We start from the raw sequence: 21,125 nt of genomic DNA, 5'->3' as shown, positions 1-21,125 counted from the left end.
ACCCTTGTCTTGCCGACGTCTTCAGCGAACGGAGGGGCACATGCCCGACCTCACGACCATCGCTTTAATGATTGCCCTGTCGTCTGGCTCCTCGGCGATCAGCGTGATATTGACCGGCCGCACCCACTGGCGCGAGGGCAGCCTGCTCATGGCCATGACGATGACGTGCTACGGCCTGTCCTATGTGTGCATCAGCTTCATGGCATCGCCCAACCCCACGCAGTGGTTCATGGCGGCCTACGCAGTGTTTGCATGCGGGCAAAGCTGCTGGCTCGCCACCATCTATCGCTTCTACCAAATCCGCCCGCCTTGGTGGCTGCTGCTGTGCCTGCCTCTTTGGGCATTGCTGCTGTTTACGCTAGCCATCAACCAGCCTGAACTGCGCGTGCGCCTGGTCAGCGGGCTGTTTCTTTGCAGCGAGATCTGGGGGCTGCTGGTGCTGGCACGCCGCCGCAGCGAGCCTTTGAACAAAGGCAGCGTCGTTTTGGTCGTGGGCGTGCTGATGTTCTGTAGCGCCATGCTGCTAAGGGTGTTTCTGCCCAACGCTTCACTCACGCTGCGCGACCCGGCCTCATCCAGTACGCACCTGCTCCTTTCATTCACCATTTTGTTCATCGCCATGCACCTGAAATCGACCGGTTTCTTGCTGCTTTGCTCAGGCCGCCAGCACAACCGGTTGCAGTACATGGCCAATATGGACGTACTGACCGAGTTGCCCAACCGCAGAGCCTTGATGCAATCGCTGGAAATAATGTGCGGACAGGCGCAGCTGTACCAGACCCCTTTCAGTCTGCTGATGATTGATGTGGACCATTTCAAGCGCGTCAACGATGCATGCGGCCATCAGGAGGGAGACAGGGTACTGACTCAGATCGCCCATTTGCTGCAAACCCATGTACGCCCCCACGACATTGTCGGGCGCTATGGAGGAGAAGAATTTGTCATTGCCTGCCCCAACACCGACACGCTGAACGCCAGCTTGCTGGCTGACCGGATGTGCCATGCGGTGCGCAGCGCAGTAGCCGCTCACCACGCACAGGAAACATGGCCCGTGACCATCAGTGTTGGGCTGCATGTGTGCTATCCCGCAGAGGCTCAGACGCTGGATCACGCCTTGCTGTGTGCCGATCAGGCCCTGTACCAGGCCAAAACCAACGGGCGCAACCGGGTCTGGCAGCAAGACTCCACGCGTGCTACGCCCGCAGCCACGGCGTCCGTTGACGCATAAGACCACACGCACCGAAACCATGGCTCCAGCCACCCGGGATGGTCCAAGCGGGACTGGAAAACTTTCTCAGGTACTGCGCTGCACTGAACAAGCCCCTGCCCCAGCACGGTGGTAGCAATTGCGCATCAAGACGCCTGCGTACTTGCCCAAATACACAGCCTCTGGAGACAATGCCCCATTTCCCCGGTATTGAAGAGAAAGAACCACATCATGATCGTTTTAATCACTGGCGCATCGGCGGGTTTCGGTGCGGCCATGGCGCGCAGTTTTGTACAGGCAGGTCACCACGTCATTGCCACTGCTCGCCGCAAAGACAAGCTGGCGGCTCTGGCTGCCGAACTGGGTGAGCGCCTGCTGCCTGTGGAGCTGGATGTGACAGATCGCGCAGCAGTTCAGGCGTTGCCCTCCCAGCTGCCTGCCGCCTTTGCTGAAGTGGACGTACTCATCAACAACGCCGGCCTTGCTCTGGGTCTGGAGCCAGCACAGCGTGCCGATCTGGACCAGTGGCAAACCATGATCGACACCAACTGCACCGGTCTGGTCACCATGAGCCGCACCTTCCTGCCAGGCATGGTGGAGCGCAAGCGCGGTCATGTCATCAATTTGGGGTCGGTGGCTGGCAACTGGCCTTATGCGGGCGGCAACGTCTATGGCGCTACCAAGGCCTTCGTGCAGCAGTTCAGCCGCAACCTGCGTGCCGACCTCAGTGGTACCGCCGTGCGTGTGACCAATGTTGAGCCGGGCATGTGCGGCGGCACCGAGTTTTCCAATGTGCGTTTTGGCGATGCAGAAAAAGCTGCCAAAGTCTACGAAGGCGTGCAATTTCTCACCCCCGAAGACATCGCTTCCACCGTGCTGTGGATTGCCCAAAGCCCCAAGCACATGAACATCAACGCCATCGAAATCATGCCTGTACAGCAAAGCTTTGCCGGCCTGTCCGTGCACCGCCAGTCGGTCTGGTAAATGCCCGTTGCGCAGTGACTCAGCCCACTGCGCAAAGCCGTGTTACCCATGGTCTATCCCCCTGCGCCTTGCCCGCAAGCGCGGGGGTGGGGGCACTTGACGCACAGCCAACCTCGCACGCAGCCAACCTCGCACACAGCCAAGTCTGCACCCCAACCAAAATTGCAAGACCATTGATCACTAAATCACCAATCTAGCGGCTCTTTCCTACAAGAAGCTGCGCTAGACATACTGACCGCATCCTCAGCCACTGCGGCACAGGCCGCCATGTGATTGTTTCGCTACCCATCAGCGCGCATGTTTTTGCGCGTCGTTCCATGCGTTATCTGTCAGAGAGGCTTGCAACATGTCACCCTGCCACCATGCTCTCCAATGGTTTTGTGTATGGATTGCCGCGTTGCTACTGAGCGCTCCCTTCGCTTTGGCGGCCACCCCGCCAACTGCTGTCCCATGGAAAATAGTGGCCTCTCCCTTCCCGCTTGCGCAGGTCTACATTGATTCTTTACGCAGCCAACTGCAAGAACAGCTGCAAGCCCCGGTGCAATTGCAGTTTGATGACCCTAGCGAAGGGCTGGTGCCCCCGAAGCCCGGCAGCGATCCCAAGCTGGCACAGCGCGCCATCTGGCTGGTCTCTGAAGGCAATAGCAGCCTGACCGGCAACCCCGCACAAAACCCCAGGCATCTGGCTAACTTTGAGCCACTGGTCATCTTCATGGAGATACCGTGGTGCCTGTTTGCCCTCAAAACCTCGCCCGCACATGAGCAAAAAGATCTGCTCGCCTGGCTGTCCAGCCTGGGGCGGCCCGCTCAGATTGGCGTAGGGGCTTACAGCGGCAGCCCCATCATGTGGGTGCATGCACTGGCCAGCAGGGCTAAAAACAAAAGAAAAACAACAGATCAGCGGCCATTACAGGTGCAGGCCCGCCCGTTTCAGGGTGCTGAAATGCTCACGCCCATGCTGGAGAAAAGCGTCGATCTGGCCATTTCGCGCTGCTCACACATGCGCAAAATTGGCAACGATGTGGCCGTGGTGGCCAAATCGCACAACGAAACCATTCGCTACGTGCCAACTGTGCCCACCTTTACCGAACTGGGCCTGCCACCGCTGGGCCGCGGCTGGCATGGTGCGTTTGTGCCACGCAACATGGCGCAAGCCGACAAGCAAAAGCTGATTGCAGCTTTTGAAACCATCACCATGTCGGCAGAAACCCAGAAAGCCATCCTCGACATATGGCAAATCCCGTTGCGCATAGATCACGCAACATCGCAGCGCTACATCCACCACTATATTCAGACATGGCAAGCCATCTTTGAGCTCATGGAGCGCAATACACAGGAAGAGACTACTGCGGCAAAAACCAGCAAATAGCCCGCAAACACCGTGTTGACCCCCATCTAATTCGCGGTGATCAGCGCACCAGTCACGATGACTTCAATCAGGTACTTGGGGTTGATGGCCGGGCCAATCACCGTCGCACGCGGTGGCGTGTGTCCGGGCACTACCCACGCATCCCACACCTCGTTCATCACCACAATGTCAGCCGCACTGCGAATAAAGATCTGGCACGACAGGATGTGCGCCTTGCTGCTGCCTGCGGCGCTCAGCAGCCGCTCCACATGGCCCAGCACCTCCTGCGTTTGCGTGCGCATGTCGCCGTCTGGGTTGTTCTCAGGAATCTGCCCGGCCAGATAAACCGTACCGTTGTGGATAGCCACTTCCGACAGGCGCTTGCCCACATGGTGACGGGTGATGGAGTCAGAGGTCGAGATGGTCATAAATCAATGCACCGGAGCAAGTGCTGAAAGCTTTTGGCGAACAGTCCAAGCGTAAAGCGCTTAGGCTGGCATTTTTTAATTGTGAGTGTTTTTGCCCTGTAACGCTTGTGCAGTCAGCGCATACAGCTACTTTTTATGCAGGGATGAACGACCTTGCGCAGCACTTCGCCCCAAGTACGCAGGGACAACGCCCATTCCTCTCGTGCAGCCGGGCTCCTACCATTTATCCATCTCCCATTTGACTTGCCCCCTCAGAGCCTGCATGCAGATCATCTCCCAGCCCAGCACCGAACAACACCTTCCCTTCTCCACCCTTTTGCCCGCCTTGGAGCGCATGTTCATTGACGGTTGCCAGGTACCGCTGCGCCACAACCACGCCATCCCCGGCAACACGGACGATGACAACGGCATCATGCTGCTGATGCCAGCCTGGCAAACCGGCCAGCATCTGGGCGTCAAAACCGTCTCGATCTTCCCCGGCAACCACCGCAAGGGCTTGCCCGGACTGCACTCGGTCTACATCTTGTACGACGCCAGCACGGGCCAGCCCCTTGCCGTGCTGGATGGTGACACCATCACCTCGCGCCGCACTGCTGCCGCGTCAGCGCTGGCTGCCCGCTGGCTCAGCCGCCCTGATGCCAAAAAGCTGCTGGTGGTGGGCACCGGCCGCGTCGCAAGTCTGCTGCCTCACGCCTACCGCTGCGTGCGCGAGCTGCAAACGGTGGAGGTCTGGAACCGCAACCCCGAAAGCGCCCAGGCCCTGGTTGAACGCCTGAACGCCCAAGGTATTGCCGCAAAGCACGCTCCTGACCTGGAAGCCGCCGTGCGCCGTGCCGACATCGTCAGTTGCGCCACGCTGGCCACTGCCCCACTCATTCGCGGTGAATGGCTGCAGCCCGGCACGCACCTGGACTTGATCGGCAGCTTCACCCCCGCCATGCGCGAGAGCGACGGCGACTGTCTGCGCAAAGCCAGCGTGTTTGTAGACACCACTGAAGCCCTGCTCAAAGCGGGCGACCTGCTAGGCGCCATCGACGAAGGCGCATGGGCCAAAGAGCAACTGACTGCCACGCTGGAGCAACTGTGCCGTGGCCAGCACGCAGGCCGCCGCAGCGCGCAGGAAATTACGCTTTTCAAATCAGTAGGCAGCGCGCTGGAGGATTTGGCTGCTGCGTCGCTGGCATATGGTGCATGGGAAGGGGCGGCTGCTGTGAATGGGCAGGGGTAACTGGATGGCAGAGCTGCGCCATACAAGTGCTTATGTTTTCTGTTTATATGGGTTTTGGCTATTAGCGCTTATGGGGTGCCCGTTGGTAGCTATTTATTTTTTATGCTGCACTGGCTTTGAGGGCAGGGGTCGGTTTGTCGCACCGACGGGCGAGTCGCTTTCTTGTTCGCGACAAGAAAGTGACCAAAGAAGCGCGTCTGCCGACGGCTTCCGGCGGAACTCGCTACGCGCTGGCAGCGCTGCGCTCAGACAGCCGCCGGAAGTTTGAGGGACTTCCTTTGCTCAACATCCACGGGCACGCCAGTCCTTCGGCTGGCGTGCATTGCCAGCATTGCGCCTCTTGATGCGGGGAAGTAGGTGGCACTGCCGTGTTTACGTCTTTGAATGATTCATAGTGTTTTCGGCTGGCAGCTCTTATGGAGTTTGCGTTAGTAGCTATTCATTTTTTAGGCTGCACTGGTTTTAAGGGCAGAGGTCGGTTTGTCGCACCGACGGGTGAGTAACTTTCTGGCTTCGTCCAGAAAGTCACCAAAGATACGACTCTGCCGAGGGCTGTCCGGCGGAACTCGCTACGCGCTGGCAGCGCTGCGCTCAGACAGCCGCTGGAAGTTTGGGGGACTTCTTTTTCTGAACAGCCACGGGCACACCAGTCCTTCGGCTGGCATGCATTGCCAGCATTAGGCCTCTTGATGCAGGTAAGTAGGTGGCACTGCCGTGTTTACTGCCTTGAATTATTCATAGGGTTTTGGGCTCAAAGCGCTTATGCGGAAAGCGTTGTTAGCTATTTATTTTCAAACTGCGCTGACTTTGAAGGCATAGGTCGGCTTGTCGCACCGGCCTATGCAAACAACACCACAAAGATCAAAAACATGAAGCACAAATTAAAAAGGCTGCTAACTCCAACTAAAGAGTTAACAGCCTTTTCAGCCTCTAGCGCTTACCCAGCAAGCGCCAAAAGCTATCAAACCCTCAAAGCATCACTCCACGCGGAACACACCATTGGGCTTAAACGTCCACCCCGTCGTCTTCCCCTTGGACGCCCGTTTACCCAAAGCAGCATTCAAAGACCGAATCTCCAGCCATTCTTCCTTGACCTTGCCACCGCGCCCCACACCCGTGATGCGTACCGAGCGGGTATAGGCCGCAGCGCCTGCCAGCGCATCGCCCTCGTCAATCTTCATCAGTTGCAGGCCACGCCCACCGGACATGAGCTTGAGCTCTGACAAGGCATAGCTCAAAACATTGCCACTGGTGCTCACGCACGCCACGTGCGTAGCTTCAGGCAGATCCACGCTGCCGTTGGTGCCACCAATCACCGATGGTGCGCACAGGGTTTCGCCGTCTTGGATGGTGACAAAAGCCTTGCCCGCCTTGTTGCGGGCGCACATGGATTCCAGCTTGGCAATAAAGCCGTAGCCGCCGCTGCCACTCATCAGCAGTTGCGCGGTCAGGGGGCCAGCAAAGTAGCTGGCAATGGTGGTGCCGGGCTCCAGATCAATCAGGGTGTTGATGGGCTGACCATCACCACGGCCACCGGGCAGGCTGGCCACGGCCACGCTGTACACACGGCCGTTGTTGCCAAAGACGATGAGCTGATCGACCGTGCGGCACTCGAACGTGCCCCACAGCGCGTCACCGGCCTTGAAGCTGAAGCTGCCCGCCTCATGGCCGTGGCCCTTGTGGGTGCGCACCCAGCCCTTGTCAGAGACGATGACGGTGACGGGTTCGTCCGGCACCTTGATCTCGGCGGTGACTTTCTTTTCTTCCTGGATGAGCGTGCGGCGCTCGTCGGCAAAGGTCTTGGCGTCGGCTTCAATCTCTTTGACCATCAGGCGCTGCAGGCTCTTGGGGTTGGCCAGAATGTCTTGCAGCTTGCCTTCTTCTTCGCGCAGCTCTTTGAGTTCTTTCTCGATCTTGATGGCTTCCAGCCGCGCCAGTTGGCGCAGGCGGATTTCCAAAATGTCTTCGGCCTGCCGGTCTGAAAGGTCAAAGCGCTCAATCAGCGCGACCTTGGGCTCGTCGCTGCCCCGGATGATGGCAATCACCTCGTCGATATTGAGCAGAACGATCTGGCGGCCTTCCAGAATGTGGATGCGGGCCTGCACCTTCTCCAGACGGTGCTGCGAGCGGCGGGTGATGGTGCTCTGGCGGAAATCAATCCACTCTTCCAGCATGCGGCGCAGCGACTTTTGCACGGGTTTGCCGTCCAGACCGATCATGGTCAGGTTGATGCTGGCGCTGGTCTCCAGGCTGGTGTGGGCCAGCAAGGCGGTGATCAGGTCTTGCTGTGGCGTTTTGCCGGTCTTGGGCTCTATCACCAGGCGCACGGCGGCGTCTTTGCTGGACTCGTCGCGCACGCCGTCCAGCACCGAGAGGATGGTGGCCTTGAGCTGCTGCTGGTCCTGCGTAAGCGCTTTCTTGCCGGTCTTGACCTTGGGGTTGGAGAGTTCTTCGATCTCTTCCAGAATTTTTTGCGACGACACACCGGGCGGCAGCTCGTTGACCACCATTTGCCACTGGCCGCGCGCCAGCTCTTCAATGCTCCAGCGGGCGCGCACCTTCAGGCTGCCGCGGCCCGTGGTGTAGGCGTTGCGAATGTCTTGCGCGCTGCTGATGATTTGGCCGCCGCCGGGGTAGTCGGGGCCGGTGATCAGGGTGTACAGCTCGTCATCGCTCAGCGTGGGTTTTTTGACCAGCGCCACGCAGGCATCGGCCACTTCGCGCAGGTTGTGGCTGGGGATTTCGGTGGCCAGACCCACGGCAATGCCGCTGGCGCCGTTGAGCAGCGAAAACGGCAATCGGGCGGGCAACTGCTGTGGCTCTTGCGTGCTGCCGTCGTAATTGGGCACAAAGTTGACCGTGCCTTCGTCAATCTCATCGAGCAGCAGCGTGGTGATTTTGGACAGCCGCGCTTCGGTGTAACGCATGGCGGCTGCGCCGTCGCCGTCGCGGCTACCGAAGTTGCCTTGCCCATCCACCAGCGGGTAGCGCTGCGAAAAATCTTGCGCCATGCGCACCAGCGCATCGTAGGCTGACTGGTCACCGTGGGGGTGAAAACGACCCAGCACATCACCCACCACACGGGCTGATTTGACGGGTTTGGGGGCGGTGTTGTTGTTGGGGCCGCTAAAGCTCAGGCCCATGCGGTCCATGGCGTACAGAATGCGGCGCTGCACGGGTTTCATGCCGTCGGCCACATCGGGCAGGGCGCGGCCCTTGACCACGCTCAGTGCGTATTCCAGATAGGCACGCTGGGCGTACTGGCCCAGCTCCAGGGCGTCCCCTGACGCCTGGGTGGCTAAATCCAACAAAGGGGCTGCGGGCTGCTGGGCAGGTACTTCGACTTCGGGTTGATCGCTCATGGTTTCTTAGTTTTTGACAGCAGTGGCGGGCGTCTCCTCCAACGCGTACGCCCTGCTGGATTGTTGCGCGGCAGGCGATGTCAGTTGTTCACATCATCAGCGGCCGGAATGGTCATGCGAAAACGGTTGCTGTCCGTAGGGCTGCGTGTCAGTTGTGCACTGCCCCCATACAGGCCCATACCGTTGTTGGCAATCAAATTGGGTTGCAGGCTAGCGTACAAGGTCATCACCGTTTTGACGTAGTTCTGGGTTTCTTTGTAAGGCGGAATTTTGTTGCCATAGCGCTGCACCGCGCCTTCACCCGCGTTGTAGGCGGCCACAACCAGGTCGGTACGCCCCGGAAATAGACCCTGCAGGTAGCGCACATAACGTGCACTGACAGGCACGTTGATGGCCGGGTCCTTGAGCTTTTGCACGATGGAGCGCTGCTTGTCGCCCTCCACCCCAAAGCGGGCTGCCGTATCTGGAATCACCTGCATCAGGCCAATCGCACCCTTGGGCGATACCGCCGTGGCGTTAAAGCCCGACTCTGCCGTGGCAATGGCCTTGAGCAGTTGCTCATCAACACCCAATTTCGAGGCCGCCGCACGGATGTGCTTGGCGTGGAGTTTGTAGCCACTGCTATTGGCAAAGTACCGGGTGGCGGCGCTACGATCTTTTTCGGAGGCTTCTGCTAGCCGGTAGGCTGCAGCGCGTATATCGACAAACAGGGGGCCATCGCCGGGCTCCAGGTCATTCATTGAAAAGCGGTGATAGCGCTCGTCCACGCGTTCATTGGCGTAGTGCAAAACACCGTTGTCCTCGACGAAAAACCAGGTATCAGCATGGGCCAGTGACACGCTGAACAACCCCACAGCTGCACTCACGGCGCGCAACCAGTTGCTGTGCAGGCACGCTGACGCAGACTGGGGGCCATTGCGCTTGGCTATAGGAGACTGAATCGTGTTAGTCATCACTCACATTTAACACGGGGCTGGCGATGTCTCCAAGCCCCATGCGTTAAAACCGCGTGGGGATGTCGCCCATCGCGCCCCTGTGCTGAAGATGCCGTCAGACGAGTGCGCATGCACATGGCAGACGTTAAATATCCACCTCGACCGCATCACCGTGCAGCTCCATCAACTCTCGGCGGGCAGCCGCTTCTCCTTTACCCATAAGCTGGCCAAAGATGTGGGCCGATGCCTCAGCGTTCAGACTTTGAACCTGCACCGGCAGCAGACGCCGGGTGTCGGGGTTGAGCGTGGTTTCCCACAATTGCTCAGCGTTCATCTCGCCCAGACCCTTAAAGCGGCTGATCTGACATTTCTCGCGCGGAACGCCTTCTTTGGCGGCCTTGTCGAGAATGGCGTGCAGCTCGCCATCATCCAGCGCATACACCTTGGTCGCTGGTTTTTTGCCACGCGCAGGCACATCCACCCGGAACAAGGGAGGCAGCGCAATGTGAACGTGGCCCGCTTCGATCAGCTTGGGGAAATGCTTGAAGAACAAGGTCAGCAGCAGCACCTGAATGTGCGAGCCGTCCACATCGGCATCACTCAAGATGCAAATCTTGCCGTAACGCAGGCCAGACAGATCTGGCGTGTCATTCGGGCCGTGGGGGTCCACGCCGATGGCCACTGAAATGTCATGAATTTCGTTGTTGGCAAACAGGCGGTCGCGATCCACCTCCCAGGTGTTGAGCACCTTGCCGCGCAAAGGCAGCACGGCCTGCGTCGCTTTGTTGCGCCCCATTTTGGCGGAGCCACCGGCAGAGTCACCCTCCACCAGAAACACTTCGTTGTCGGCCAGATCACGGCTTTCGCAGTCGGTCAGCTTGCCGGGCAGCACGGCCACGCCAGAGCCTTTGCGCTTTTCAATCTTCTGACCAGCCTTCTGGCGAATTTGCGCAGCCTTGATGGCCAGTTCGGCCAGCTTCTTGCCATGTTCCACATTGGCGTTGAGCCACAGCTCCATGGCGGGCTTCACAAAACCCGAAACCAGGCGCACGGCATCACGGCTGTTGAGCTTTTCTTTGACCTGGCCCTGAAACTGCGGATCAAGCACCTTGGCGCTCAAGACAAAGCTGGCACGCGCAAATACGTCGTCCGGCATGAGCTTGACGCCCTTGGGCAGCAGCGCATGCAGCTCGATAAAGCCTTTGACGGCCTGAAACAAGCCATCGCGCAGGCCGCTTTCGTGCGTACCACCCGCCGTGGTGGGAATCAGGTTGACGTAGCTCTCGCGCACGGGGGCACCCAGCTCCGTAAAGGCCAGGCACCAAGCGGCACCCTCACCTTCGCTGAACGTATCGCTGTGCTTGTCAGCAAAGCCTTCGCCTTCAAGCAGCGGAATGACGGGGTCAGCCACCAGCGTTTGCGAAAGGTAGTCTTTAAGACCGCCCTTGTACTGCCACTGCTGAACGTCTTTGTTCTTTTCGTTGGTCAGTGTCACGCTGACACCGGGCATGAGCACGGCTTTGGAGCGCAGCAGGTGCACCAGCTCGCCCATGGGCAAGTGGGGGCTGTCAAAGTATTTGGCATCTGGCCAAGCGCGAACGGTGGTGCCCTGCTTGCGGTCACCACTGGCCATGGGGCGTACGCTCAAAGGCTCGATCACATCGCCGCCCGAGAAAGTCAGACTGGCGACTTTCCCATCGCGAAACACGGTCACTTCCAGCCGCGTGGACAGCGCATTGGTCACCGAGACCCCCACGCCATGCAAGCCACCAGAAAAGCTGTATGCCCCTCCGTTGCCCTTGTCGAACTTGCCACCCGCATGCAGGCGGGTAAAGACCAGTTCGACCACAGGGGCACCCTCTTCAGGATGCAGGCCAAAAGGAATGCCACGGCCATCGTCTTCCACACTGACGGAGCCGTCGGTGTGCAAGGTGAGTTTGATTTTTTTGCCGAATCCGGCCAAAGCCTCGTCGGCGGCGTTGTCAATCACCTCTTGCAGGATGTGCAAGGGGTTGTCGGTACGGGTGTACATGCCGGGACGCTGCTTGACGGGCTCCAGGCCCTTGAGCACGCGGATTGAGCCTTCCGAATAAGCGGATGCAGGAGTAGAGGGTTTAGCTGCCATGGGGGCGGATTGTAATTCCGGCCACAGCTCAGTGCTGGATAAATTCACAGTAACCAAGACTAGACTCCGTGTAGCGAAGGCGGCATCGTGCCATCCGAAGGCTGGAATATGCAATCCATATCGCACATGTTGCAGCTTTTACCGACGCATTTCGCTACATTGTTTGGCATGCAAAACAACACACAACAATCATCCACCCAGCAATTGCCCATGCTGCAAGTGCTGCTGTGCGGGGGCATGGTCGTCACACTGGCCATGGGCATACGCCATGGTTTTGGGCTGTGGTTGCTGCCCATCACCCAGGACATGGGCTGGACGCGAGAGAGTTTTTCGCTGGCCATTGCGATTCAGAACCTGTCGTGGGGCATTTTTGGCATCTTCGTGGGCATGATTGCCGATCGGATTGGTGCCTTCAAGGTGCTCATTTGCGGCTCCGTCCTGTATGCACTGGGGCTGATTGGCATGGCCCTGTCGCCCAGCACCCTGATGTTTGCACTGACGACCGGCGTGGTTATTGGCGCAGCACAGGCAGGCACGACGTATGCGGTGATTTATGGCGTGCTGGGGCGGCAAATTCCTGCAGCACGGCGCAGCTGGGCCATGGGGGTTACGGCTGCAGCCGGATCATTTGGTCAGTTTTTCATGGTGCCAATGGAAGGCACGCTGATTGCGCAGTTTGGCTGGAGCAATGCGCTGCTGATTCTGGCTGCCATGGCACTCATTATTTGCGTGCTTGCGTTTGGCCTGCGCGAACCGGGCTTCACGGGGGGCGCTGCACCCAAGCGCGAACAGACCATTGGACATGCCCTGAAAGAGGCATGGACCAACCCCAGCTTTGTGCTGCTGCTGGCGGGCTACTTTGTCTGCGGCTTTCAGGTGATGTTCATTGGCGTACACATGCCCAGCTACCTCAAAGACTTTGGCATGGCTCCCCACGTGGCCAGCATTGGTCTGGCGCTGGTAGGACTGTTCAACATTTTTGGCACCTATCTGGCAGGCAATCTGGGGCAAAAATACCCCATGCACAAGCGCTATGTGCTGTCGGGCATTTACGGCATGCGCTCGGTAATCACCGTGCTTTTCTTGCTGATGCCGCTGACCGAATGGTCGGTATACATCTTCACTGCTGCCATGGGCTTTCTGTGGCTGTCCACCGTGCCGCTGACCAATGCCACGATTGCACAAATCTTTGGCGTGCAGCATCTGTCCATGCTGGGGGGCTTTGTATTTTTCAGCCACCAGATTGGCAGCTTCATGGGCGTATGGCTGGGTGGCTATCTGTATGACATGAACGGCAATTACGACATGGTGTGGTATCTGTCGATTGCCTTGGGCATCTTTGCTGCGCTGGTCAATCTGCCGGTGCGTGAAGCCGCTTTGGTGCGCCAGCCGACGGCAACAGCGTAATATTGACCACCATGCACACCCACACCACACCCACCCCGCCTGCACTGCCTTTGTGGCTGCGGGCGCTGATCTGGGCGGGGGTTCTAGCGATCTTGCTGGCGGTGTTTGCCCTGTACACACGCCCAGAATTCATGCTCACACTGGCAGATCAGGTTTGGGCCTGCTTCTAAGCTGAGGAAACACTCCCGGCGGCATGGCCGGGAGACTGCTTTGCCTCGCATCATCATCACAGGCGCTTCGGACGGCATTGGCGCTGAAATGGCACGCCAGCTGGCGCACACCCACCATGAACAATTGCAACTGGTACTGGCGGCCCGCGACGCTGCCAAGCTGCAAGCCGTCGCATTAGAGTGCCGGGCCGCCAAAGCCCAGGTACTGGTGGTACGCACCGACGTAGCAGACCAAGCGCAGTGCCGCGCGTTGATTGCACAAACGGTGCAGGCCTTTGGCGGGATTGACTGTCTGATCAACAACGCAGGCATCTCTGCCCACGCCATGCTGGCTGATGTGAGCGCAGAGCATTTGCAATGGTACGAACAGCTGATGCGCGTGAACCTGTGGGGCAGTGTGTGGTGCACGCATGCTGCGTTGCCGCATTTGCAGGCTTCGCGCGGGCGCATCGTGGCGGTGTCTTCACTGGCAGGGCTGGTGGGTGTGCCGGGGCGTACTGCCTACAGTGCCAGCAAATTTGCCATGGTGGGATTTTTTGAAGCCCTGAGGGCCGAGCTCAAACCCAGCGGCGTGAGCGTCACGCTGGCCTACCCAGGCGTGGTGGACACGCGCATCCGTTACCACGGCTACAACGCCCAAGGACAGGCCGCAGGTGTGAGCGGCCTCAAAGAAGACAACGCCATGCCTGTGTCAGAGTGCGCGCATCTGATCATCCGCGCCATGCACGCCCGCCAGCGTGAAGTGGTGATGACCACCAAAGGCAAGCTGGGCCGGTGGATCAAACTGATAGCGCCGGGCTGGGTAGAAAACATGGCCCTGGCAGCCGTAAAACAAGACAGTCGCCCGCATTAAAACCCTGCACTGCAGCGCATATAGTGGGCTGCATATGTTTTGTCCTTCTCCTTTGCCCCTCAGTATGGTTGCCACGGCCGCTGCACCTTCCGAATGGATTCAACGCTTTAGTCACGTCATTCCCCCTGCTTCGCAGGTGCTCGATGTGGCCTGTGGCAGGGGCCGCCACGCGGCGTTTCTGGCTGAACTGGGCCATCAGCTGACAGGGGTTGATCGTGATGCACAGGCCTTGGCGCACTTGCCCGCCAGCGTACGCGCCCTGCACGCCGATATAGAAAATGCCCCATGGCCCTTGCCCGAGCAGCAATTTGATGCGGTGGTTGTCACCCACTATCTGTGGCGCCCCTTGTGGCCCCAGATTCTGGGCAGCGTGCGCGATGGCGGCGTACTGATCTACGAAACCTTTGCGCAGGGCAATGCCGCTTTCGGCAAACCGTCGCGCCCTGACTTCTTGCTCGCGCCCGGTGAATTGCTGCAGGTCTGCAATGGCTGGCAGGTAGTGGCCTACGAGCATGGCCTGCGCAGCCAGCCTGACCGTGTGGTGCAGCGCATCGTGGCCATCAAGCCCGGTGCTGCGCACAGCGCACCCGTGCCGCTTACGGCCTGAAGACTGACGCCCCTACCTCAAGCCGTCGCCGCTGCGCGCAGGGCACTACCGCCTTTTAGTTTTTCTGCAATTTCATGCCTGCTTACGCCCTGCTGCTTGCCCACGATGAATTCCCCAGTTCCACCACCCATTGGCCTGTCGAGCCCGGTGGCGTTTGCGATGGCTGGGCCGAATGGTTCGACACCACGCCCCTGCTGTTTAGCGTACTCATGGGCGACGCCCAACAGTTGCCAAAACAGGTGCCCTGCAGTGCCTACGAAGATAAAGATGCGCTGTCTGCACTGGTGGCGCCCATGGCACAGGTCAAGGCGCGCTGGCAATGGCTCAAGGCCTGCATGGAGCCGCTGCCCAGCCACTGGTCGGCATCGATGTGCGCGCAGTGGCAAGCCATGGACAGCACCATCACCACCAGCCAGCGCCAATGGCTGCTGCTCGATAGCGCCATGCTGTGCCCGCATGATTTTGACGAACCAGAGTTCGCCCACTTTCTGCATGCTCAGCGCGATGTGTGCCGGCAATGGGATGGACACACACCTGTTTTGCCACAAGCACTTCAAATTTTGAAGCAAGACCCGCACGCACAACTGGGCTGGTGGAGCCCTGCAGTCATTGCCCGCACCGCAGCGATTGAGCAAGACGATGAACAAGACTGGCCCGCTTGGCTGGTCGAGCATTACACGCTGAGCCACTTTGGTGCCTGGGATGAGCAGACGCAGACCTATTGCGTCGTGCCCAAGCGCCACCCCAGCACGGGACTGCCGCCCCACAGCGAAGATGAGCGCATGAGTTTGCCCGTGGGCATGGTCACGCCCTATGGTCGCTGGCTACAGCACCCGGATGACGGTGCGCATCTGGTGTTTCCGTCCCACGGCTACATCAGCGTATGGCAGCCCGAAAGTGTGCCGGGTGCAGGGGCTGTATCGGGTCTGAAAGATTTCAATGGCTTGTGGGTACTACCACCTACTGCGGGCTATCTGAACGCCATGGCCCTCACCCCGCACGTGATGCAATGCAAGTCACCACAAGCGCCTGACGCCTACGATCTTTACAGCCTGCCCGGCTTGGTGCCGCTGCACACAGCCGTTACCGACGCCAGTTACAGCGCTGACAACGATGGTGTGATGCGCATCAGCTGCCAAGCAGCCGATGGCAACACCACCATGCAGGTCCTCAATCCACAGGGCCAGCCGCTTTTTGACAGCACGTATGCGCACATCGGGGAGTTCAACCTTAAGACTGGCTTGGCCGTGGCCTGGCGCCGCATCGCACCCTCCGATGACAAAGACCAGACAAACAGCCGCTTTGGTGAAGGTGTGGTGCACCTCTGCGGCAAAGAAATCATGGCCTGCACTTACGAGCGGATTGAACGCGGCTTTAACGATTCGCCCCCCAAAGTTTTGCCTGGCAGCAAGCTGCTGGCCTTTACGCACCAGGGCCAGCCCCACATCTACAACACCCAGGGCAAGCTGCTGAGCAGCCCCGACATCTGGTGCTCGCACCTGCACCGCAAGCTGCAAAAAAATGCGCTGATGGCGTTCATGGGTGAACGCCCCGGGGCACAAATGGGCATGTTTTCCATCAAAGACTTCAGCTTCACGCCCACGGGTGAAACATGGCAAGACTATGACGACGCATTGCAAGGCGTGATCCAGCGCCTCAGGCAAGCACCTTTGCCCGCAACCACCGAAACCATCACACGTGCAGCGCTGATCAAGGCACAAGACGCCGACTGGATGCAGCGCATGGCGACCATCGTGTGTCTGGGCCAGCCCACTGCCAGCGCACAACTGCTGCAAGACTGGCGCGACTGCGTGGCGCACCCAGATGCTCAAGTTCTCAGCGGGGAATCAGAAGACGAAGAGGCTGCGGCACCGGGCGAGCAAGACATCGAGTTGCCTGATGGCGACAACTTTTACACCTTGCACTGGTTGCACCTGCAGGCGATTGCCGCGCAGTTTGCGCATATCGACTGGAAAGACACCGACGCCCTGCGCAGCAGCACCTGGCTGTCAGGCGCGCACGACTGGCACTGGGATAAAGACCTTCAAGGCGATGCCATCAGCGATGGCTTTGCCAGCCTGGCCCAGCATCTGGCGCCCCAGGGCCTGGCATTGCTGCACTTGCCCTGCAGCGACGACGCCTGGCGCTATGGCGTCGTGCGCAGCCAAGATGCGCCTGAATTGATCACGATGCTGGGGCAAGCGGCGCGGCATGCCTGGGTAGAAACCACCAGCGAGCCATGGACCGAAGACTGACCTTCATCACTAAAAAAAGAGCAGCTAGCGCCCATGGTCTGGAACTTTCAAAGTCTTAACTACCCCAATGACATATAAATCAAGCGCTAGTAGCTCTTTTTTTACAAGCATCTGACCCGTATACCGTCAAATGTGTGCCTGCTTTAGGGTCTCCCTGCACAAAACGCATGCGGCGCACGCAGGCGCAGTCGTTAGAATGTCCTTTTCCCGATTTCTCTCGCGGTCATGACCACACCTACAGTCGCCCTGAAGGGCAGCATCGTTGCCCTAGTCACCCCCATGTATGAGGACGGTAGCGTCGACTACCCCAGCCTGCGCAAACTGATCGACTGGCACATCGCCGAAGGCACGAACTGCATCGGCGTAGTGGGCACCACGGGCGAATCCCCCACCGTGAACGTGCAAGAGCACTGCGAGATTATTCGTGTGTCTGTGGAACAGGCCGCAGGCCGCGTGCCAGTGATGGCCGGCTGTGGTGCCAATAGCACCCACGAGGCGATCGAACTGGCCAAGTTTGCCAAGAGCGTAGGTGCCGACAGCCAGCTGCAGGTGGTGCCCTACTACAACAAGCCCACGCAAGAAGGCCAGTACCAGCACTTCAAGACCATTGCCGAAGCCGTGGGCGACCTGCCCATGATGCTCTACAACGTTCCCGGACGCTCCGTTGCTGATATGCAGCACGACACCGTCCTGCGTCTGGCCCAGATCGACAGCATCTTTGGTATCAAGGAAGCCACCGGCAACATCGAACGTGCTCAGTGGCTGATCCGCGATGTGCCCCAGGGTTTTGGCGTGTACTCTGGTGATGACCCCACCGCCGTTGCGCTGATGCTGTGTGGTGGCCACGGCAACGTGTCCGTCACCGCCAACGTGGCACCCCGCTTGATGAGCGAGCTGTGCGCTGCTGCGCTGGCTGGCAACGTCCAGCGCGCCATGCAAATCCAGTTCCAGCTGATGCCCCTGCACAAACAACTGTTTGTAGAAGCCAATCCAATTCCCGTGAAATGGGCAGTCTCGCGCATGGGCCACTGTGGCGGCACTTTGCGCTTGCCCATGACAGCGTTGTCTGCCAGCAATCAGCCTGTGGTAGAAACCGCGCTGCGCAATGCTGGCTTGATTTAATCCAGAACTGTTTTTTCCGTTTTTTGCACCATCCGAGGAAATTCCGCGTGAAAGTGACCCAATACACCACCCGTTTGAGCCTGATCGGCTTGGCTGTTGCACTGTCTGCTTGCTCTGTCATTGAAGAAAGCAAGATCGACTACAAGAGCGCCAAGAAGGCCAGCACGCTGGAAGTACCTCCAGATCTGACGCAGCTGACCAAAGACACCCGCTACAGCGCTGCGCCTGACCGTTCTGTGTCGGCCGTTGCACTGCAGGCGGGCCAGGCACAAGTGCCCACCATTGAACGCGCAGCGCCTTTGCAAGTCGGTGACGTGCAAATCATGCGTGACGGCGACAAGCGCTGGCTGGTGGTAGACCGCCCGGCAGACCAGCTGTGGGAGCCCACCCGCGAGTTCTGGCTGGACCACGGCTTTAACCTGTCGCAAGAAAAAGCCGATCTGGGCATCATCGAAACCGACTGGGCCGAAAACCGCGCCAAGCTGCCGCAGGACATCATCCGTTCCACACTGGGCAAGGTGTTTGACTCGCTGTACTCCACCAGCGAGCGCGATCGTTTCCGCACCCGTCTGGAGCGACGTACCGATGGCAAGACCGAGATCTACATCACGCACCGCGGCATGGAAGAGGTCTACAGCAACAGCAACAAAGACTCCACCATCTGGCAACCCCGCGCTGCAGACCCTGAGCTGGAAACTGAATTCCTGCGCCGTCTGATGATCAAGCTGGGCACGACTGAAGAGCAGTCACGTGCTCTGGTCGCAGCCGACAAGACCACTGCTGCATCTTCCGCAGCAGCTTCGGCACAAATCACTACTGTCAACGGTCAGCCTGCTGTGCAGCTGGATGAGCCTTTTGACCGTGCATGGCGCCGCGTGGGTGTGGCGCTGGACCGCACCGGCTTTACCGTTGAAGACCGCGACCGCTCCAAGGGCGTGTACTTTGTGCGCTACGTAGCGCCCAATGCCAACATGGAGACCAAGAAGGGCTGGTTCAGCGGCTGGTTCAGCAGCAAGCCTGAGAACAAGCCTGGTCAGTACCAGATTGCAGTACGCAGTGAAGGCAACAAAACCCAGGTCACCGTGCTGGATGACAAGGGACAGCCAGAAAAACAGGCAGCCCAACGCATCGTGCGCGTGATTGCTGACGACTTGAAGTAATTCACCTCAGCGTCAAGCTACAAAAAAACCGCTCGCCGCAAGGTGGAGCGGTTTTTTTTTGTGCTGCACAAGGATGCACAGCCTTAAGCGCCAAAGCTCAAAGCTCAAAGCTCAAAGCTCAAAGGTCATGGCCCCTTAAGGATCAGGCAAAGAAAAACCCGCTGTGCATGCACACAGCGGGTTTTAAGCATTTTCAACCCCTGCGCTGGGCAGAGGTTGCTGCTGGGCCAATTACTTGGCAGCTTCGATAGCAGACTTGGCAGCTTCAGCAGCCTTGTCAGCTTCAGCCTTAGCAGCTTCAACAGCCTTGTCAGCTTCAGCCTTGGCAGCGTCCACAGCGTTTTCAACTTGTGTTTGAGCAGCGTCAGCAGCTTGCTCAATCTTTTCCACAGCAGGAGCTTCAGCAGCAGGAGCCACTTCAGCAGCAGGAGCTGGAGCTTCTACAGCAGGTGCTGCGGGAGCAACAGGAGCTTCTTCCTTTTTGCCGCAAGCGACCAAAGCAGCAGAAGCAATCACGGTAGCCAAGATCAGAGCTTTTTTCATATCAATACCTCGAAGGGTGAAAAATGGGTTGAGGCTGCGCATTAGTTGATGCAGCGATTCCTACCTCCCGCAACACCGCCACACTGCATTCAATGGACGCTGATTGCGGGATTCCTTTGTCTAACGGGGCAGTTACAAATTTGGTTTACAGGGTTTCGCGACTAAATTTGTAACAAAAAGACAATTACTTGGCCACGCTGTCTGCCCAGCCCGCATCGACCCAGGAAGAAAGCAGCTCCAGCGCGTCATCACTCAATTGCTGCACCTCGCGGTGCGAGAGCTGGCGCTCATCGGCCAGCTTTTGCATCAGCTTGGCATCCTTGCCAGCAGCCAGATAGCTCTCGCCGTTGATAAAGATGTGCTTTTCGTCATACAGCATGCGGGTGCGGCGATTCAGACGCACACCCTCGAGCAGCGCAAAGTCTTGGGCAGGCTCAAACCAGACGTTCTGCTTGGGGTCGCTCATGTACTCGCCCAGCGCACGCTCCAGCGCCAAAGGCTCTGCCAGAGCCTTGGCCAGTGCTTGCCGCGCAAACTCATACATCTGCACAGGAATTTCGCCAGGATTGCTCACCGCTGCCTGCTTGGGGTCCTTGTAGACCACATCTTTAGGGCATTCATCGGGCGCATCGGACATGCGCAGGAAAATCTCGCGCGCCATCTCATCTTGCTTGGGCGAGCGAAAGCCAATCGAGTACGTCATGCACTCGCCTTGCGCAATGCCGTCATGCGCCCACTTGGGTGGCAGGTACAGCATGTCGCCGGGCTCCAGCACAAACTCTTCTTCAGGCTCGAAGTTGGTCAAGATCTTCAGCGGCACGCCTTGCTGCAGCGTGAAGTCTTTCTGACGACCAATGCGCCAGCGGCGCTTGCCGTGGGCTTGCAGCAAAAACACGTCGTAGTTATCAAAGTGCGGGCCTACGCCACCTTGGTCGGTGGCGAAGCTGATCATCAGATCGTCCATGCGCGCATCGGGAACAAAGCGGAACTGCTGCAGCAGCTCATGCGCTTGTTCATTGTGCAAATCAACACCTTGCACCAGCGCTGTCCAGCCTGGATTGCTCAAGGAAGGCAGCGAGCGGCGTGAGAAGGGGCCATGCGACAGCTTCCACTCACCACCACCCAGCTGTTCAATCAGGCGTGCCTCCACGCCTTCTTCACCCGCCATAGCCAGCAGCTGGGCGCGGTTCAAAAATGGCTTGAAGCCCGGGATGGCCTGGCGAATCAAGAGGGGTTTCTTGTGCCAGTAGGTGCGCATGAATTTCTCGGGCGAGATGCCGCCCAGCAGCGTCAGAGGAGCTTTGGTGTCCATATGCTTTGTCTGTTGTGGGGCACAGGCCAACACCCGGTGCCAACATAAAGAAATCGCCAGCAGCTCTGGCGATGAATGG

At 58.8% G+C, this 21,125-nt stretch carries 17 protein-coding genes; 11 read left to right on the top strand and 6 right to left on the bottom strand.

Translation table 11 applies throughout. From position 1 onward, the window contains the following. Positions 1–40: 40 nt before the first annotated feature. From IB213_RS07680 to IB213_RS07670, 3 genes are all read left to right on the top strand, one after another. The gene (locus IB213_RS07680; RefSeq protein ID WP_192405884.1) at positions 41–1,228 is read left to right on the top strand and encodes a GGDEF domain-containing protein; all 1,188 of its coding nucleotides are present in this window, start codon (positions 41–43) and stop codon (positions 1,226–1,228) included. Positions 1,229–1,438: 210 nt separating this feature from the next. Next, positions 1,439–2,191, top strand: a complete 753-nt coding sequence (locus IB213_RS07675; RefSeq protein ID WP_191722935.1) for an SDR family NAD(P)-dependent oxidoreductase — start codon at positions 1,439–1,441, stop codon at positions 2,189–2,191. Between the two features lie 460 nt (positions 2,192–2,651). After that, positions 2,652–3,560, top strand: coding sequence for a hypothetical protein (locus IB213_RS07670; protein WP_192405883.1), 909 nt, complete (start codon positions 2,652–2,654; stop codon positions 3,558–3,560). A gap of 26 nt (positions 3,561–3,586) precedes the next feature. Here the strand turns inward: IB213_RS07670 and IB213_RS07665 are convergent, their stop codons facing one another. Continuing rightward, a complete protein-coding gene (locus IB213_RS07665; protein ID WP_191722937.1) occupies positions 3,587–3,967 on the bottom strand; it encodes a RidA family protein in 381 nt (126 codons plus the stop codon). Positions 3,968–4,229: 262 nt separating this feature from the next. Here IB213_RS07665 and IB213_RS07660 point away from each other — a divergent pair, with 262 nt between their 5' ends. Beyond that, entirely contained in the window at positions 4,230–5,195 is a 966-nt protein-coding gene (locus tag IB213_RS07660) for an ornithine cyclodeaminase family protein (protein WP_192405882.1), read from the top strand. Between the two features lie 977 nt (positions 5,196–6,172). On the opposite strand, the gene parC is transcribed toward IB213_RS07660, so the two are convergent. The 3 genes from parC to IB213_RS07645 all read right to left on the bottom strand — a co-directional run bounded on the left by parC (position 6,173) and on the right by IB213_RS07645 (position 11,617). Next, positions 6,173–8,557: a DNA topoisomerase IV subunit A gene (gene parC / locus IB213_RS07655; protein ID WP_192405881.1), complete on the bottom strand. Its 2,385-nt coding sequence runs from the start codon at positions 8,555–8,557 to the stop codon at positions 6,173–6,175. 80 nt (positions 8,558–8,637) lie between these two features. After that, entirely contained in the window at positions 8,638–9,510 is an 873-nt protein-coding gene (locus tag IB213_RS07650) for a lytic transglycosylase domain-containing protein (RefSeq protein ID WP_192405880.1), read from the bottom strand. 127 nt (positions 9,511–9,637) lie between these two features. Continuing rightward, positions 9,638–11,617: a DNA topoisomerase IV subunit B gene (locus tag IB213_RS07645; RefSeq protein WP_191722941.1), complete on the bottom strand. Its 1,980-nt coding sequence runs from the start codon at positions 11,615–11,617 to the stop codon at positions 9,638–9,640. Positions 11,618–11,827: 210 nt separating this feature from the next. On the opposite strand from IB213_RS07645, the gene IB213_RS07640 reads away from it, so the two are divergent. The 7 genes from IB213_RS07640 (at position 11,828) to bamC (ending at position 19,191) form a co-directional block, all read left to right on the top strand. Continuing rightward, on the top strand, positions 11,828–13,024 hold the full coding sequence (locus IB213_RS07640; RefSeq protein WP_192406086.1) for an MFS transporter: 1,197 nt from the start codon (positions 11,828–11,830) through the stop codon (positions 13,022–13,024). 11 nt (positions 13,025–13,035) lie between these two features. Then, positions 13,036–13,194, top strand: coding sequence for a hypothetical protein (locus IB213_RS07635; RefSeq protein WP_192405879.1), 159 nt, complete (start codon positions 13,036–13,038; stop codon positions 13,192–13,194). 40 nt (positions 13,195–13,234) lie between these two features. Further along, positions 13,235–14,047 (top strand): SDR family oxidoreductase, encoded by an 813-nt coding sequence (locus tag IB213_RS07630; protein WP_192405878.1) that lies wholly within the window; start codon positions 13,235–13,237, stop codon positions 14,045–14,047. A gap of 64 nt (positions 14,048–14,111) precedes the next feature. Beyond that, positions 14,112–14,654 carry a bifunctional 2-polyprenyl-6-hydroxyphenol methylase/3-demethylubiquinol 3-O-methyltransferase UbiG gene (locus IB213_RS07625; RefSeq protein ID WP_225561019.1) on the top strand — a complete coding sequence of 181 codons (543 nt, stop codon included), beginning with the start codon at positions 14,112–14,114 and terminating at the stop codon, positions 14,652–14,654. A 74-nt stretch (positions 14,655–14,728) separates the two neighbouring features. Further along, complete coding sequence (locus tag IB213_RS07620; RefSeq protein WP_192405876.1) at positions 14,729–16,909, top strand: hypothetical protein; 2,181 nt, start codon at positions 14,729–14,731, stop codon at positions 16,907–16,909. A 225-nt stretch (positions 16,910–17,134) separates the two neighbouring features. Then, the gene (gene dapA / locus IB213_RS07615; RefSeq protein ID WP_191722946.1) at positions 17,135–18,031 is read left to right on the top strand and encodes a 4-hydroxy-tetrahydrodipicolinate synthase; all 897 of its coding nucleotides are present in this window, start codon (positions 17,135–17,137) and stop codon (positions 18,029–18,031) included. Between the two features lie 53 nt (positions 18,032–18,084). After that, complete coding sequence (bamC, locus tag IB213_RS07610; protein WP_287914797.1) at positions 18,085–19,191, top strand: outer membrane protein assembly factor BamC; 1,107 nt, start codon at positions 18,085–18,087, stop codon at positions 19,189–19,191. A gap of 231 nt (positions 19,192–19,422) precedes the next feature. On the opposite strand, the gene IB213_RS07605 is transcribed toward bamC, so the two are convergent. Both IB213_RS07605 and IB213_RS07600 read right to left on the bottom strand, forming a co-directional pair. Next, positions 19,423–19,734 (bottom strand): hypothetical protein, encoded by a 312-nt coding sequence (locus IB213_RS07605; protein ID WP_191722948.1) that lies wholly within the window; start codon positions 19,732–19,734, stop codon positions 19,423–19,425. A 184-nt stretch (positions 19,735–19,918) separates the two neighbouring features. Further along, entirely contained in the window at positions 19,919–21,046 is a 1,128-nt protein-coding gene (locus tag IB213_RS07600) for a cupin domain-containing protein (RefSeq protein ID WP_192405874.1), read from the bottom strand. Positions 21,047–21,125 lie beyond the last annotated feature (79 nt).

It is taken from the genome of Comamonas sp. CMM02, assembly GCF_014851485.1.
Taxonomy (GTDB): domain Bacteria; phylum Pseudomonadota; class Gammaproteobacteria; order Burkholderiales; family Burkholderiaceae_C; genus Comamonas; species Comamonas avium.
Note: the sequence above shows the minus strand (reverse complement) of the source record. Positions and strands in the feature narration are given on the sequence as shown.